The sequence below is a fragment of the Corynebacterium aquilae DSM 44791 genome (genome assembly GCF_001941445.1).
GTDB classification, from domain to species: Bacteria; Actinomycetota; Actinomycetes; order Mycobacteriales; family Mycobacteriaceae; genus Corynebacterium; species Corynebacterium aquilae.
In genome coordinates this window covers 62,086-79,590 of sequence record NZ_CP009245.1, presented here as the reverse complement: position 1 = coordinate 79,590, position 17,505 = coordinate 62,086, and the positions used below count along the sequence as shown (strand labels likewise).

At 59.5% G+C, this 17,505-nt stretch carries 3 protein-coding genes; all 3 read right to left on the bottom strand.

Features of this window, described 5'->3' with window-relative positions:
- Positions 1-11: 11 nt before the first annotated feature.
- Positions 12-5,234 carry a SpaA isopeptide-forming pilin-related protein gene (locus tag CAQU_RS13140; protein ID WP_075724216.1) on the bottom strand — a complete coding sequence of 1,741 codons (5,223 nt, stop codon included), beginning with the start codon at positions 5,232-5,234 and terminating at the stop codon, positions 12-14.
- A gap of 465 nt (positions 5,235-5,699) precedes the next feature.
- Complete coding sequence (locus tag CAQU_RS00265) at positions 5,700-11,201, bottom strand: SpaA isopeptide-forming pilin-related protein (protein WP_157108828.1); 5,502 nt, start codon at positions 11,199-11,201, stop codon at positions 5,700-5,702.
- A gap of 640 nt (positions 11,202-11,841) precedes the next feature.
- Complete coding sequence (locus CAQU_RS00260) at positions 11,842-16,419, bottom strand: isopeptide-forming domain-containing protein (protein WP_075724212.1); 4,578 nt, start codon at positions 16,417-16,419, stop codon at positions 11,842-11,844.
- Positions 16,420-17,505: the final 1,086 nt, after the last annotated feature.

Below are 17,505 nucleotides of genomic sequence, written 5' to 3'. Positions count from 1 at the left end.
TGGGTTGGTGGCTAGAGGGCGCGTCGGCGGGTACTTCCGGCCCGGTAGAGCGAGACTAGGCTTGCCGCGATGAGCAGCCAGGCGCCCGCAGCCAGCGTCCAGTGGCCCACACCGCCGGCTTTCGGCAGCTCCCCTACCCGCGGATCGTGCACGGTGATGGTGCCCGCGGCCAGGTAGAAGGAGTTGCCCACCACGTAGGTGCCGTCTTGTTTCTCGACGCCGTCGGTGGATTCATCACCGAGGGAGTTGACGGGGATGATGCTGCCGTCGCTTTCCACTTTGAACATCACTGGTTCCGGCAAAAGGGAGTAGGTTTTGCCGTCCATCGCCGGGGATTTGGTTTCTTTGAGCAGGTAGACCTGCCCGACTGCGAGCTGCGGGGTAATGAAGCGGCCGTTAAAGTCTTCCTCGGTGGCGGTGTCCGGGTTGAAGCCGGGCAGCACGCTGGGGGCGGTCTGGCTATCGAGTGCCGGCAGCGCTTCGAGCAGCGGGGTGGTTTCCGGCACCCAGCCGCCATCGGCGAAGGTGGCTTTGTAGAGGGCGAATTGGGCGCCTGTCAGGCGCGTCTTGCCGGTGTCGTCGGTCTTTTCGACGAGGATCCTTTTCGCGCTGGGCCGCACGGGCACGCAAGCGTCGTTATCGCCGTCGCTGCCATCGTCGCCGTCGGCGCTGACCTGGTTGAAGATGCCGGTGCCGGGGGTGCCGGCGCCTTCGTTTTGGCATTCGCCTGCCCCGAGGGTGGCGTCGGCGCTGCGGGAGGTTTCTCCCAGGGCGTTACCCCAGTTCATGCTGTTGGCGGTGGCGACGTCGACGGAGGCTGCCACGCGCACGAGGTAGGTGCGGGTTTGTCCGGGGTCGATTGGGGTGTCACCGGCGGGGATGGTGAAGGTGAAGGTGTTGGTGGTGTCCGCTGCGAGGGGCTGTGGGGTGAGGGTTTGGACCTTCTCGCCGGCGGTGACGGCGTCGATGCGCATCCCTTCGGGCAGGGTGATGGTGTCGGTGACGGCGGGGGCGGGTCCTGCCCCATCGCCGTCGTTGCTTTGGGTCACTTTGAACCAGACGAGTGTTTCGTAACGGCCGGTGTTGGGGTTGAAGGTGAGGGTTTTTTCTTCACCTTTCACGCCGGGGTTGGCGGTGAATTCGGTGCCGTCGTTGTTCGCCTCGCCGCTGTTGTCGGCGTATTTTTTGAGATTCCATTTGGGTAGGAGGAGTTCGACCGGGATGCAGGCTTTGTTGTCGCCTTCCACCGCGTCGGGGATGGTGGTGTAGGCGCCGGTTTCCCCGGTGAGGGTGGTGGCGTTGATGGCGCCGTCGGTGGAGTCGGGGCTGACGATGTTGAGGGATTCTTTTCCGTCGGCGCTGGTGAGTTTGCGCATCACGCAGGAGTTGAGGTCGTCGGCGTGGCGGGAGAAATCAGCGGTGGCTTTCACCGGGATGCTGATGGTGAAGGTGACTTGGTGGCCGTCTTCGTCGCGCGCCGCAAGCCCGCTGATGGCTTCCGCGAGGTTGACTGTGGTTTCGCCGGTGGGGTTGATGGGGACGGTGGTGGGGGCTCCGGTGACGGTTACCCCGGTGGGGGCTTCGAGGGTGATGGTGGCGTCCCCGTTGCTGGTCAGCCCCGGGGGCATGGTGAACGTGTCGCTGAGGGGCCCGGTGGTGGCGGTGAAGGGGGCGTCGTTGCTGACGATGATGGTGTAGTCGAGCACGCCGGCGGGATCTTGCCCGGGGGCGGGGGCTTTCAGGGACACCATTTCACCTTCGTGTACTCCGGAGGTGCCGTCGTGGTGGGTGGCTTGCTTGACGACGTGGATGTTGTTTTCGCGCACGGGTACGCAGGCCACGTTGTCTTTGTTCCACAGGGTTTTAGTGTCGTTGGTGTATTCGTTGGGGAGGTAGACGTGGTTGAGGACGCCGTTGTTGGTGGTGCCGTCGGCGACGGGGGTGTTTTCGACGGTGGTGGAGGTGCATTCCCCGAGGGTTTTTTCCGCTTGTTCAAAGGCGGTGGTGCCGCCGGCATTTTTGGTGCCGTCTGCGGCGATGGGAATGGCGATGGTGAAGCTGGCGCTGTTGGCTGCGCCGCTGGTGGCGCCTGGGCTTAGGCCGGGGATGTTGCGCACGGAGCTGGCGATGGTGGCGCCGCTGGCGAGTTGTTGTTCGGTGGGGTGGGTGAGCAGGTCGGTGGCGGTGGAGCCGTGTTCACCGTTGAAGGTGACGGTGGCTTGGCGGGTGCTGTCCCACACGAGGCCTGCGGGCACGCCGAAGCGGTCGGTGATGGGTCCGGAGTTTCCGGCGAAGGTGGCGTCGTTGCTGACGACGATGGTGTATTCGATGGTGCCGCGCCCGTCGTTGAGGATGACGGGGGCGCCGATGTGGGGGTTGGGTGGGGTGCCTTCGTCGGTGGCCGCTGGGTGGGTGGCGAGTTTTTCGACGTGGAATTTGGGCACTTTGGTGTTGGTGACGGTGCAGGTGGCGGTCGCACCTGTGGGCACGGTGACGCTGCTGGTGGCGGGGTCGAAGGTGCCGGGGCTGCAGGTCCAGGTGGCGGCTTGGTAGTAGTAGGGGGCGTCGCCGTCGACGGTGGGTCCTTGTTCCGCCAGGGTGTAGGTGCCGGCAATGACGTCTTCGTCGACGGCGATTCCGGTGTCGGGGTTGGCTGTGCCCGCCACGCCGGTGTTGAGGGTGGGCGATTGGAGGGAGCCTACGAGTTGGAAGTTTTGGGCGTCACTTTGGTCGGGCAGGGGCGTGCCGGATTGGTCGACGATTTTCTTGATGAGCGTTAGGTGCGCTTTGTCGACGGGGGTGATGGGGATGCAGGCGTCGTTGTTGTCGGCGCCGTCTTTGTCTTCGGGTGAGGTGACCAGGTTGAACAGTCCGGTGCCGGGGGTGCCGGCACCGCTGGTTTCGCATTCGAGGTTGTTTTTGGCGGCGAGTGCGTCGACGGTGGCTTGGACCTCGAGGGTGATGCGGTATTGCTTGATGCTGTTGGGCGGCATGGTGCCGGGGTTGAGAGTGCCGTTTTCGGGGAAGTTGTCGATGGGGCTGCCGCCGATTTCTTCGGCTTTTTTGCTCAGGATGGTGAATCCTTGGGGCACGGTCATGGTGTCGGTGATGGTGCCGGCGTCGACGGGTTGGTCGGTGCTGTTGGTGACGGTGATGATGTAGGAGACGGTGGCGCGGTGGGCGCTGTCGAAGGTGACGGTGTTGGGGGCGGTGGTGCCGGCGGGTGCGACGGTGCCGGTGACGGGGTCGACGGCGCTTTTAGCGACGGTGAAGGCGCCCTGTGGTTTGAGGGGTGCGCCGAAGTCGCAGGAGGATAGTCCGCCGATGAAGCCGGGCAGGTTGAAGCCGAAGTTCACTCGTATGGCTTGGCCGTCTTTGGGGATTTCCCACACGGTGGTTGGTGGGTTGTTGGCGTTGACGCCGGGCGCGACGTAGAGGCGCTTGTCGGGGCCGAAGGCGAAGCCCCAGGCGGGCCCGTTGAAGGGGTAGGTGCCCCAGAGTTGCGTTTGGGGGGCTTTGGTGCCGGTGAGTTCTTTGGCGGGCACGGTGTACACGGAGAAGGTGTTGCCGTAGTTCATGCCGTAGACCAGGGATCCGTCGTCGAGGAAGGCGATGTCTTGGACGTAGCTGTTACCGTTGAGGGGCAGTTGGGGGCCTTTGATGGCGGGCCCGGTGGGCAGGTGGGTGGTGGGGTCTTGTTTCCAGTGCCAGACTTGCCCGTAGGCGCTGACGTGCCAGAGCGTGCCGGAGGGGTCGAAGGCGATGGAGGACAGGGTGTATTGGGGTGCGGGCCCGATGGTGGTGATGGAGCCGTTGTCGATGTATTGGAGGTTGCCGTTGGAGAAGAAGAAGATTTTGTCGGGCAGGTAGGGGCTCAGGGCGAGTCCGCCGTAGTCCTCGGTGAGGGAGGACACCACGGTTTGGGGTGCGGTGGCGTTGGGGTTGGGGTTGTCGGGGTCGGTGCTTTGGGTGACGTGGAATTTGTTGATGGGTCCGGTCAGGGCGGTGCCACCGTTATTGCTGGGTAGTTGGGTGTAGTAGATGTCTTGGCACCAGGAGCTGGGGGTGGGGGTGGTGCCGCCGGGCAGTACGAAGGCGTCGGTGGTGGCGGTGCGGTCGTCGACGAAGGCGCGCCCGTTGCTGAATTGCACACCCATGGAGTTCAGCCGGTCGGGGTTGGGCCCGAGGGTGGTTTGGACGGGGATGCAGTCGAGGTAGCTGAAGGGGCGTTTGATGACGACGTGGACGTTGGTGGGGATCCAGGCGGTGCCGGTGAAAATGGCTGGGTTGTAGGGCCAGTTGATGGAGTCAACGAAGCCGACGCCGGGTTTTTGCAGTTTGGGGTCCGTGCCGTAGAGCGGCGGGGTGGTGTCACTGCGGTTGATGACGGCGGCGTCTTTGATGGTTTGGAGTTGTTGGCTGCTCAGCCCGGTGAAGGTGATGCTGTTGTTGGGGTCGGTGCCGGCGAAGTAGTCGTCTTTGCTGGGCAGGGGCGCGAAGCGGGCTTTGGCGGGGTTGAGGGCGAATTTGATGTCGGCCAGCCAGGATCCGAGGTGGTCGGCGGGGACGGTGGCGGAGAATTCTGCCACACCGGCGCAGCGCCCTTCGTCGAAGTCGATGTGGGGGTCGTCTTGCACGATGGCAACGTCAACCACCCCGGCGGGTTTCGCGGCGATGGAAGCGGAGCCGATGATGGCGGTGCCGGCGGGCGCGGATGATTTGACTTGTGCCTGTTTGGTGAAGGTGGCGCTAAAGCTTCCGGGGGTTTTCACGGTGACTGTGTATGTCCAGGAGCCGCCCGGGTTGGCGGTAATGCCGGTAATGGTGCCGCCGGGCGCGCTGAGGTCGCCGGCTTCCGGCGGGCTGCTAAAGGGCGCGTTGGGGTCTTGGGCAACGGTGATGGATAGTTCGGTGCCGATCCCCGCCGGGTAGGCGTTGTCCACGGTGAAGGTGGCCGTGTAGGTGAATTCCTCGCCCTGTCGGGGCTCGTGGCCGTCGACTTTCGAATGCGTCATTTCAGCGTGCAGCTGTGGTTGCCCATCGACGGCGGGTTGGGTGATGCTTTCATCGGCGATGTAGGCGTGCGCCTGGGGGATGGCAGCTGTCGCGATGCTGAGGATGATGACAGCCAGCCATGCCAGTAGTGCGCGAAGCGTGCTGTTGGGTTGGCGTTTGACACGTTCCACCCCGCGGGTGGTGACCCCAATAACGTCTCGTGTGGGCGTGGTTGCCATGTCAATCAGCTCCTTTTGTTCAGGTCATCGACCCATCTAGGAAAAAACTAATTGAAAAACCACCTGTCGGGATAGGTGTTCATTAGGGAGAAGTAAAGCATTTTTAAGGCAAGGAGTCTTAAGCCCCTATTCGACTAGTCCCCTCCCCTGGCTGGGCGGGTCTACCGCCGAGTATCTCCCGCAGAAAAAACGCCTCTTAGCTGCGCTTTTCAGTGTCTTTTCCGCCAGCAACCCTGACACTTACGCTGCGCCCCAATCCGGAAGTCCCGCCCTATCCCCCTCCGCCTGCCCACAATGACATTGACCACCTTCCCCGCATCATCCCACCCGCACGGGCGACGTCAGATGTCGCACTCCCCCCATTTGTGAGTTACATATTTTGCATATATTTCGCTGCTTACGCACCAAAGCGCCCGCCGCCGAGGTGTCTCGGGGCGGGCGCTTTAGGAACTAGCTACTGACTAGTTATGCCTTGCGGCGAGTACCGGGAGTGCGGTACATCGCGAACAGGCTGAGCATGATCAGCAGCATTGCGCCACCTGCCAGGGTCCAGTGGCCCATGCCACCAGCCTTCGGCAGTTCACCAACGCGGGGGTCGTGGACGGTGATCTTGCCGGCGGTGAAGTAGAAGGACTTTCCTACCTCGTAGCTGCCCTTCGGGCACTTCGGGTCGCCGTCTCCACAAGCCTCGAGGGGCTCGCCAAGTTCATTGACCGGAACAACGGTGCCTGCGGAAACAACCTTAAACAGAACCGGCTCGGGAAGCAGGGAGTACTTTGCGCCCTTCTTGTCCTGGCCCGGGGAGACCGTTTCCTGGATGTAGTACAGCTTGCCAACCTCAAGGTTGCCGGAAACCAAGCGTCCGAAGCCCTCTTCCTGGCCATCGTTGATGGTGAGGTCAGCGCCAGGCACACGGCTCTTGTTCTCTGCGGTCAATGCCTCCAGGGAAACTTCTTCCGTGCCGGGCTTGTAAGCGTTAGGCTCACCGGTTGCCTTGACGATCTTGAACTGAGCGCCAGTCAAACGGGTGCTGCCAGAGTCGTCGGTCTTTTCGATGACGATGTTGGTTGCCGGAGGAATCAGCGGGACACAGGCGTCGTTATCTTCAGTCTTGTCACTATCGCCTTCGATAGAGACGAGGTTGAAGAAACCGGTGCCCGGAGTGCCGTTACCAGTCAATTCACACTCGTCAACGCCCTTGGTCTTCTCGTTGAGGGTGTCACCAACGGACGCGCTCCACTGGAGCTTTGCAGCATCTTCAGTCGAGATAGAACCCTTGACGACAATCTTGTACTCAACAGTTCCTTGAGAAGGAACCTTCACCTCGCGATCACCGGGGATGGTGAATTCCTGCTTGTTGGCCGGGTTCGGGACGGAAACAACTTCGCCATCGGACAGCTTCTGATAGGTGATTTCATCGATCTTGAAGCCATCGGGGAGGGTCGGAGTATCCGTAACCGAGGTCAGTTCCTGCTCCGCCTTACCCGTGTTGGTCAAGGTGACCTTGTAGGTAGCAGTTGCAACCAGCTTGCCATCTTGCTCGACCATCTTCACCGCGGCACCGGGGTTATCACCAGGCTTGGTGAATTCAGTACCTTCAGCGTTCGTGGCCGAGGTCTTATTGACCTCCCACTTCGCGGGAATCTTCTTTTCAACCGGGATACAAGCGACGTTGTCGTTTTCTACCAGGCCAGGAACGTCGGTGTAGTTCGGGTTTTCTTCAACCAGAGTTACCTTGTTGATCGCGCCCTTCTCAGAGCCGGGCTTGACGATAAAGCCTTCTCCTGCAGATTCAGATTCACATTGCCCAAGGTTTTCACGGTTGGAGAAGTAAGGCTCAGCGTCTCCTTCAGACTCATCAGCATCGACCGGAATCGTGATGACGAAGGTAGCAGTGGAGCCTTCCTTACCGGCTCCAGCAAGACCGGTGATCTTGGTGGCCAGAACCGCACCGCTGCTGAATTCAGCTTCGGTGTAGGAATTCTTCATTCCGACAGCCTCGATGCCACTGGCAGCCTCGAATTCGACCTTGATGTTCTGATCATCCTGCATCTTGAGGCCAGCAGGCAGTTTGAACGTGTCAGTCACCTGACCAGTTTCGAACTTCTGGTCAGAGTTCTCACCGACAGCGGTGTCGTTGGTGACAACGACCTTGTACTTAAGGACACGCTGATCGGCTTCCTTGGCATCAAGGTTGACCGGCATACCAATGTGCGGGTTCTTCGTCGGGTTGGCTGCGAGCTTCTCAATGTGGAAGGCAGGCTTCACCACGGGGATACACGCATTGTTGTCGGTTTCCTTAGTCCCGGAACCGGGGGTGTAATCAGACTCGCCATCCGTCAGGCTGGCGGAGTTCACCGCACCCTTCGGCTGGACACCGTCCTGGACACCGGGGACACTTCCGTCAGCCGTCGACTCACATTGGCCCAGCGAAGAGCTGTTGTGCGCAAAGCTGTCGACGTCATCCTTGCCGCCCTCGACCTCTTGGACAGGCACAGTGACTCGGAAGTAGGCATAGCGACTCGTCTCGTTGGGAACCCACTTATCAGCAGCAGTCGGCTTCTTGGCGGATCCCAAATTCACCACGTTATCGGCAAGCAGAGCGCCCTTGACCTCGGGCTTCTCAGAGTCAACGTATGCGAATTCACTGATGTCAATCTTCCGCAACAGCGGGCCATTCTCACCGGAAACGATGAGACGAGCGTTTGCGGGAGAGTATTCGAGAGTCGGCTCGAAGGTCGGCAGACCACCAGGCTGCTCCGGTGCGAGTTCTTTGCCCTTCGGATCGACCGAGTTGAAGAAATCGACGGTGACCTGCTTGCCATCCTGAATCTTCAGTCCAGCAGGCATTGTGAAGTAGTCACGCACAGGTCCTGAGCTGACGACGTACTTCTCAGTGTCATTGGTAACCCGGACGTAGTAAACGAGGTCACCCTTCGCGGGGCCTTCGCCGTTTTCCTTCTGGAGAATCAGGGGCTCACCAACGTGCTTTGCGGTAGCTCCTTCAACCGTAGCCAGAGCAGGGTTGGTTGCGAATTTCTCAACATGCACCTGCGGAATAACGAAGGTGTTCTTGATCGTACAGGTTGCGGAGCCGCCCGCCGGAAGAACCAGGCGAGGACGTTGAACATTGTCTCCGCCGGGATCTGCCACCAAAGTCAGCTTCTTATCGCCGCAGTCCCAAGCACCAGCTTGGTAGTAGCCATTACCCGGACCATCGTTAGGTGCAGTCATGGACTCGGCAAGACTGTAGTTCCCGGCCGCCACGGTTTCGTTATCGACTGCGACGCCATTTGCCTGAGCAGCGCCAGAGACAGCTGACAAAGGAGCTCCTGCGTCAGAGAATCCAGTGGCAACGAGGTTGAACTTTGCGAGTTCCGCCTCAAGATTGAAACCTTCCGGCAAGCCAGGCTCAGAGCCGGTGATTTCTGCACCATTTTGATCAACGATCTTCTTGATCAGGGTGATCTTTGCAGTCTTGGGCTTCTCGAAAGGAATACAAGCCTCGTTATTCTTGCTGCCGTCCTTATCGCCTTCCATATCAACCTTGTTGAAGAAGCCGCCGGCGGACGCACCCTGACCCATTTCGTCGCATTCGCCCTTGGCAGAAGCGATTGCCTCTAAGCTCGGCGCAGTCAGTTTGACCGTTACGAAGTAAGTCTTCAAGGTTCCAGCACCAAGAGTTCCGGGGTTTAATACCGGAGTTTCCTTGGTGAAGCCCTCAACAGGCACTCCAGATTCAGACCTAGCGGTCATTTCCTTGATAACAAAGCCTTCAGGAGCCGTGAAAGTATCCTGAATTTCCGGTACCTCAGCTTCTTTAGTGCCGGTGTTCACGACTCGAATCGCGTACTGCACTTCAGCCTTGCCGTCAGCGGCAACCTTGACCTTATTGACAGCTGCTGCACCTGGCGCAAGTAATTCACCAGTAACGGGATCGACCGCAGACTTTTGAACCTTCAGACCGCCTTCTACCGGCGGCACATCCGGGTAGTAGCAAGAACCGAGGTCAACCATCGCGGATTTCTGTACGTAGTCTTCAAGCGTGCTCTTTGCTACATATTTTCCGTCTTTTATGAGCTGGAAACGCTTAAGCTGAGGCTGTCCTTGATCCGCAACATAGGCGTATCCGTCCTTAGCAAAAGCAAGACCATTAAGACTGTAGATTTTTACCGTATTGGGAATCGAGGCTTCGGAAACCCTATTAAAGGCACCCATAGTGTTACCCGCTACTGACACCTCATATGAGACAACGACGCTGGGCTTCCCTGAAGACTTAAAGGAGTAGAGGAGCTTATCTCCGCCGAGCGAGGAAATATCCAAGAGTGAAACCTGCGCGACACTAGTTCCGAACGAGGTTTGCAACCCCGACGGGATCGTGCCAATTTTCTCGACGACCGGCTTTGCCTGGTTCAGATCAGCACGGTACAACGAATAATCAGCTTGACGCTGCATCCATGCAATGCCGTTTTCATCGATAGTCATACCAATCAAGGTTTTTGACGTCGGAAATGCAGATGCATCCCAATCCAACTCGGTGACCTTAAGGGTTTTCGTATCGAGGTACGCAAGCTTGGGTGCCCCTGGCATTGCGCCATAGAGGTAATACATCCGGTTTTCGAACTTCGATGACATACCGAGGGTGGTACCCCAGGTTGGAGCAGGAGAAGGCGTAACCAGATCCGTCGAAGCTTTCTTTTCCGTGTTGAACAAACCGTATTTGTTGTTCGCCTTGTAGACGTAACCAATGTCCGTACACCAGGGTCCCTGTTGGCTATCCCCGCCCGGAAGAATAAAGGCGCCAGAAGCATTCACGCGTTCCTTGAGTTGCGCACGACCCATGTCGTACTGAACACCAAAAGCGTTCAGACGAGAAACGTCGCCATCAGTAGCAATATTGTTCTTACAATTCGCATAGTTGTAGCCACGGTGAACTTCGACGGTAACTCCCGTGCCCAGCCAAGAATCAACGCCGGTCCAAACCTTTGGATCGTACTTCCAGTTAATGGAGTCTTTAAAGACCATTCCAGGAATGTCGAGCTTAGGATCCACACCGTACAGAGGCTTGGTGGTGTCGTTCTTGTCAATCACACCGCCGGACTTCAGGCTCTCGAGCCAAGAAGCACCCTCCGGGGAGTTAGCAACTGCGGGCGGGAAAGTGACTTTGATGGAGTTGCGGGCATTAGGATCGCTGGCCGCAGCGAAAAGGTCAGACAGGTTGTCGGGGAGCTCATCCAGAGTTGCAACGGCCGGGTTGTAGGCAAATTTCAGATCCGCCAACCAGGAGCCAAGGCTATCTGCGGGGATCTTCGAGGTGTATTTGGCATAACCTGTACAAACATCACCGTTCGTAGGCACAACTTGTTTAGTAATTTCGGTCATGCCGACCTTGTTGGTGCCCGGCTCGAAAGTGAAGGAAGTATCAGCGGAGATGACTGACCCGCCCGGCGCATCCTCCTTGACCTTTGCTTCTCCGGTGAAGGTTGCTTCAAATCCCGAAACATCGTTGGCCTTAACGGTGTAAACCCAGGTGTTATCACCAACCTTTTCCACCGATTCGACCGACCCCTTATTTACTTTCAAGTTCGAAGTAGTAGGGGCAGAGTTAAACGGTGCATAAGGACTCTGAGTCACCGAAATCTTGAGGATACTGGCCGGGTTGCCAGCAGCCGGAGCCGTGGCCGTATATGTACCAGTAAAGGTGACCGGCTTACCTGCGCCCGGGGTCGGGTCATTAGGAGAGTAAGTCATAGAAGCCGTAAGAGCGGGCTGGTCACCCACCGCAGCTTCGTCTAGCTGGACCGGGATATACGCATTCGCCCGCGGAATCGCCAAAACCGCGACAGCCAAGATGAGGACTGCCGCGAGTGCGAATGCTGCATAAATAGTGCTTCTAGCCACGCCGAAAGCGGAGGCACCTGGGGTGCGCTCATCGCCATGGCGGCCATTGATCGGTGTGTGGGCCACGTACTTCAGCTCCTTGTATGTGGTCTATGACCTGTTCAGAGTCCCAAGTCTAACTGGGGTGAACAGGCGACACACAATGGCAACACAGGAAAATGCCAGGTTTAGCAAGGGCGCTACTTGGCTTCTACCTGCGGTAGGGGTGAAGTGGGGGTAGCCGGAAGGCTAGGTAGCTAATCTCCTACTCTCATGAAGCTTAGAAACGCTTTCAGGATTTCTTAATAAAGTGCCAGGCCAGCGGGAGTTCTGCGGCGAAACTACATATTTTGTCCGCAATGCAACATCTATGTTTCCCTGGGGAAGTGATTTCCCTTTGCAAGGCTATTTGTGATTTCCCGCACAGTTTATTCCACTACACCCGTTTGGGTGAACCAGTCTAAACCCCGCAGGTTGCCCACCAAATGGCCATCGCTTCACAACGATTGCGGACGGATTGAGATGACTAAAAGGTAGCCACGATTGGCAATACGAGTTTTGCTACCCGTCGGCTATCGAAAGGACTGCAAACTCACAGCCCTGACGGCCCGCATAAATATTGTGAAGGTTTTGCTTAAAGAAAATTTAAGCCAGCTACGCGCTGTGCGGTATCCGGTCCCCCAAGGAGCTGATGGAGGGGATCGGACACCGCCGGCGCTTGCGTGCCTTAGGCCTTGCGGCGGGTTACCGGCATGCGGTACATCGCGAACAGGCTGAGCATGATCAGCAGCATTGCGCCACCTGCCAGGGTCCAGTGGCCCATGCCACCAGCCTTCGGCAACTCACCAACGCGAGGATCGTGAACGCTGATCTTGCCCTCACCGAAGTAGAAGGAATCAGACACGTTGTAAATACCTTCTTCTTCAGCGGTAACCGGATCACCAAGGCCGTCAACCGGAATAGCCTTACCCGCACCGGAGACCTTGAACAGCACCGGCTCCGGGAGCAGCGAGTAGTTCGGACCATCTTCGCTGGTCTGGCCCGGGGACTTGGTCTCCTGGATGTAGTACATCTGGCCGACCGACAGCTCCGGGGTCACTGCGCGACCCAGCAGCTTGTCAGCACCTTCAACGATCTGGCCGTCGGCACCGTAAACATCGGTGGCCGATGCAGGCAGCTCTTGAAGCATTCCCTCAGTCAGCTTCGGCATGGGGTTAGCACCCTCAACTGCCTCGCCCTTGGTGCACTGACCGTCAGAGCACACTGCCTTGTACAGCACGAACTCTGCGCCTTCGAGGCGGTTGATACCAGTGTCGTCGGTCTTTTCCACCACCACGCGAGATGCCGGGGGCTTGACCGGAACGCAGGAGTCGTTGTTTCCGTCTTCACCCTCGTCGCCCTCGATGGACACGGAGTTGAAGAAACCAGTACCCGGGGTGCCGGAACCCTTGACTTCACATTCGCCAAGGCCAGGGGTCTTGTCGTTGATGGAGTCACCGTAGGTGGCATCCCACTTCGCGGCCGCAGCGGCCTCCAAGGAGATGGTGCCGGTCACGGTCACCGTGTAGCTGACGGTGCCCTTCGGATCAATCTTGTTCTCAGAAGATCCGGCAGGGATAGCAAACGGCTCACCGTTTTTCGCATCCTCCACCACGACAGCCTCACCGTTTTCCGCGGCGTAGGTCACCTCGTTCAGGGTGAAACCAGCCGGCAGGGTCGGGGTATCACTAATAGCCGGGGCAGCAGCCGCGGTCTTGCCGACGTTGGTAGCAACCACCTGGTAAGTAGCAACTGCCTGGTAGCCGGCACCATCGGGCAGGCGGGTCATGGTGACCTCCGCGCCGACGGACGCGTCACCAGAGTCGGTGAAACCGTCGCCGGTGGCGGCCTTCTTCTCGACCTTCCACTCAGCCGGGAAGTCCTTAGTGACCGGGATACACGCAACGTTGTCGCGGGCAGGCAGGTCGGTCACGTCGGTGTAGCCGGGGTATTCCTTGTCCAGCTTGATGACGTTGACGGCACCCTTGGTCTGGTCTTCACCGACAACCTTGGAGTTTTCGCCCAGGGTTTCGCTGGTGCATTCGCCCAGCTGCTCCTGGTGCTCGAGGAAGGCGGTGGAGTCCTCGCCGGCCGGGGTGGTGTCTTCCTGCACGGGGATGGTGATGGTGAAGGTGGCGGTGGAAGATGTCGAACCCTTCGGGCCGAGGTTTTTCACCGCGTCAGCCAGGCGCAGTTCACCGGTGAACTGGCTTTCACCAACGGTGGCGATGTACTTGTCCACCTGGGGGGCATCCGGGTTTTCCTGCAGCGCGTAGCTGAGGTTAGTGGATTCGATGGTGGCGTTGCCGCCGGAGGTGAGGAACTCGACGGTAGCGTCTTTGCCTTCCTGCCATTTCAGGCCGGCGGGCATGGTGAAGCTATCGGTGATGAAGCTGGAGTTGGCCACACCATCGGTGTCGTTGGTGACCTTGATGGTGTACTTCAGCTCGCCAACGTAGGGGGCGTCTTTGCCGGCGCCTTCAGCCTGCTTGAGGTTGACGGCTTCGCCGACGTGCGGGTTGTCGGTCGGGTTGGTGGCCAGCTTTTCGACGTGCACGCGGGGGGTGACGTAGGTGTTGGTCACGGTACAGACAGCCTGGCCGTTTTCCGGGACGATCACGGATGCGTTTTCGGCATCGTAGGCGCCTTCGGAGCACTCCCAGTCGCCGGACTTGTAGTAGTCGCGATCGTTTGCCTTCGGGCCGTTGAAGCCTTCGGACAGTTCGTAGCGGCCGGGGACTACGTCCTGATCGACGGCGACACCGTCAACGCCGGCGGTGCCGGTGGCACCGGACAGCGGGGCGTTGTCCTCAACGCCGAAGCCCTGGGTGGTCAGCTGGAACTTGCCGAGCTCAGTGGCCAGGTCGAAGCCTTCGGGAAGTTCGGCGCCGGGGGCGGACAGGTCGTTGCCGTCCTGGTCGACGATCTTCTTGATCAGCTTGATGTGGCCCTTTTTCAGCGGGGTGATCGGCACGCAGGCGTCGTTGTTGTTGTCGCCGTCGGCGTCGTCAACCATTTTGACCTTGTTGAAGAAGCCGCCGCCGGGGTTGCCGGCGCCTGTGGTGTCGCATTCGCCGTTGACGGTTGCTGCTGCTTCGACGCTGTCGGCTTTGAGGTTGACGGTCACGATGTAGGTGATTGCGGTTTCACCGTCGATCGCGCCCGGGTTGAACACGGGGTTGTCGGCGGAGAAGTCAACCTTGTCGCCGCCGACCTTGCGGGCGGACATGTCGACGATGCTAAAGCCGGTGGGTGCGGTGAACTCGTCACGGATTTCGCCGGGGTCTTTGGCTTCGGCGCCGATGTTGGCGACGGTGACGGCGTACTTGACGGTGACGCGGCCGTCGGGGCGGATTTCGACCGGGTTGGCGGTGGTTTCACCGGGCTGGGCGATACCGCCGGTGACCGGGTCGAAGGCGGACTTTTGTACCTGTACGCCCTCAGGGCCGGGGACTTCAGTGTCCGGGGGGCCGAAGGAACAGGAGGTCAGGCCCAGGATGCCCTTGGAGGCGCGGGCGTTGGAGCCGAATTCCACGGGCACGGCGGCGCCGCCCTTTTCCAGCTTGTAGAGGTTGCGGGAGGTGTTGATGGCGGTGGAGCCGTTGGAGGCGTACAGGTTGCCGTCGGGTGCGAAGGCGATGCCGAGGATGGCGTTGTCGAGGGGGTAGTTGCCCCACTCGGTCAGGTTGGAGGTGCGGCCTTCCTTCAGATCGCTAGAGGGCACGGTGTAGACCACGTTGGTGGAGCTCCTACCCTTGCGGTAGCCGGTACCGAAGACCAGGGAGCCGTCCTTGAGGAAGCCGATGTCTTGCACGAAGCCCTTGGTGGTGTAGCCACCGAAAGAAGCGGGGCGTTCCACGTAGGCGGCCTTGATGGCGGAGCCGGTGGGCTCACCCTTTTCGTTGTTGTCCCAGTAGTACAGCTGGCCGCTGGGGCTCATGTGCCACAGGGTGCCGGTGGGATCGAAGGCGATAGAGGTCAGCTGCGGCTTGTAGGCGCCGGTGTCGCCGACGGTTTCGGTGACGTTGTCGCCGAGGTGGACGCGCATCAGGGTGGTGTCCTTGATGTAGTACACCCATTCCGGAACCTTCTCGGAGATACCGAGGCCACCGTAGGACTGGGTCATGGAGGCGATGTTGTTCTCAGAGGATTCGACAACACCGTCGACGACCTTGACCTGGCCGACGGGGGTCACGATCGGGGTGCCGCCCTTGATTTGGTCGGTGTAGTAGAGCTCTTCACACCACTTAATCGGCTTGCGCTCCCCGGGGAGCACGAAGGTGTCGGTGGTGGTTTCGTTGACGTCGACTGCGGCGCGGCCGAGGTCGAACTGCAGGCCGAAGGCCTTCAGGCGGTTCGGGTCGAAGTCGGTTGCGATGTTGTTCTTGCAGGAACGGTAGTTGTAGCCGCGGTGGACGGTGATTTTGGCGGTGGGCTGCAGCCACGCTTCACCGGTCCACAGTGCCGGGTCGTACTTCCAGTTGATGGAGTCTTTGAAGGTCAGGCCGGCCAGGGTCGGGTCGACCGGGCCCCACGGCGGGGTGGAGTCGTCGTTTTTGACAACGGCGCCATCCTTGATGGCCTGCAGGACGTCTTCGGGGACGTTTTCGATCTTGATGGAGTTGCGGGCATCGGCCTTATCGCCGTTGGCGAACAGGGTGGCGGCGTCGGGCAGTTCGTCGAGGGTGACCTTGGAGGGGTCGTAGGCGAACTTGATGTCAGCGAGCCAAGCACCGAGCTTGGTCAGGGGAACCTGCGCGATGTGCTCGCCGTAGCCGGTGCACACGTCGCCGGAGTTGACCAGCTGGTTGGACACGGTTTCAGCACCGATGGACAGCGGCGGGGTGGGGGTGACGGTGATGGAGGAGCTGGCCATCACGAGTTTGCCCTCGCCGGCGTCCTGCTTGACGGTGGCGTCAGCAGTAAAGGTTGCCTCGAAGTCGGTGATGTCGTTGGTTTTGACGACATAGGTGTAGGTGTCGCCGTCTTTGGTGGGTCCGGTGACGGTGCCCTTGTTGACGGACAGCTTGGAGGCGTCGACGGAGTCGAAGGGGGCGTTGGCGTTTTCGGTGATGACGATCTTGATGTCATAGCCGGCCGCGCCCTTCTCAGCGCTCTGGACGGTGTAGGTGCCGGTGTAGGTCACCTTGTCCCCCGGCTTCGGCTTTGCCGGAGCGTGGGTGAGTTCAGCGGTGGCGGTGGGTGCCATGCCGACTTTGGCCTCGGGGAAGGTCGCGGGAATGAAGGCCCGCGCCTGAGGCACCATCGTCACAGCCAAAGCCATTAATAATACAAGGGCTAGGGCCAAAGCTGAGTAAATTTTGCTGTCGCGCAGCATACCTACGGGGGTATTTTGTTTCGCTCGCGAACGCGTGGGGGTAGTGGCCACGTCCGTCAACTCCTTCTCACTGACAGTCGACCACAGCGAACGCAGTGGTCTCCAGATGGAGAGACTTTAGCAATTCCTTGGCACAAAACCTAAATAAAATTAGGTTTTTTCTCAGGTTTCACCCATCCTGGGAACTGAGTTCAATTTGCCAATAACCTGGCATTTTCTTGAATATTTGTTTCCCAATGCTGATGATTAGGAGCACGCAATCCTTAGTTTCTTAATGTTTTCTCACATTTGCCCACGTCATAGACCTATGCACATAACCTCACCCGTTCGTGTGTTGAAAATGATTGCTCCGTGAGTGCGATAGGCTCTACCTCTCAACGGTAGTAAGTTACCCGACCGGGTTACTCCTATGATGTCCATCACTATATAGGCCTTCACTGCCTATCGAGGCGATTTTTTAAAGATTCTGCTTGTGAACATCCTGCGTCAGACAGCCCCCCAAAACCCCAAACCTCTCCCCCACAGCACTCCTCCACAGCACTCCCCCGACACCCTCTCGCAACTTCTGCGCCACGGAGACCTACCACAGTGGAGATAGTTCCGATTCTTTCTTCGGACCCACAGGGCCACAGTCCCGGGGGCGGCCCGGCTCGGGGTGAGCATGCGTGACCGCGCCGGCGCCCCGCATCGCCGATCGTCGAGTCCCCCACAAATAGCCCACAGTAGTAACAGTGACGAAAATGGGCGCAAAAGACTCACCGCCCAAAAACTCATTACCCAAAATCTTTTCACCCCACCAGTCGACAAACCCCAAACACCCACCCCACACACCCACCCCACTTAGTGCGCGCAGTACCACCCCACCCACGACCCGCACGGCGCTGTGCGACCGCTCGCCGCCGGCGGCGAGGGTTCCGAGGAGGAAGATAGGCGCCCCCGGTGTCGCTCGCGCGTGCCGTGGCCTGATCTTTCTTTCGCTTCCCCGCAGGGGCACCACACACAACAGCGCCGGCC

What these genes read in the sequence shown, in the direction of transcription:
- CAQU_RS00260 (WP_075724212.1), bottom strand. Translation starts at nt 16,419, where the DNA reads ATGGTGCCTCAGGCGCGGGCCTTCATTCCCGCGACCTTCCCCGAGGCC.
- CAQU_RS13140 (WP_075724216.1), bottom strand. Translation starts at nt 5,234, where the DNA reads ATGGCAACCACGCCCACACGAGACGTTATTGGGGTCACCACCCGCGGG.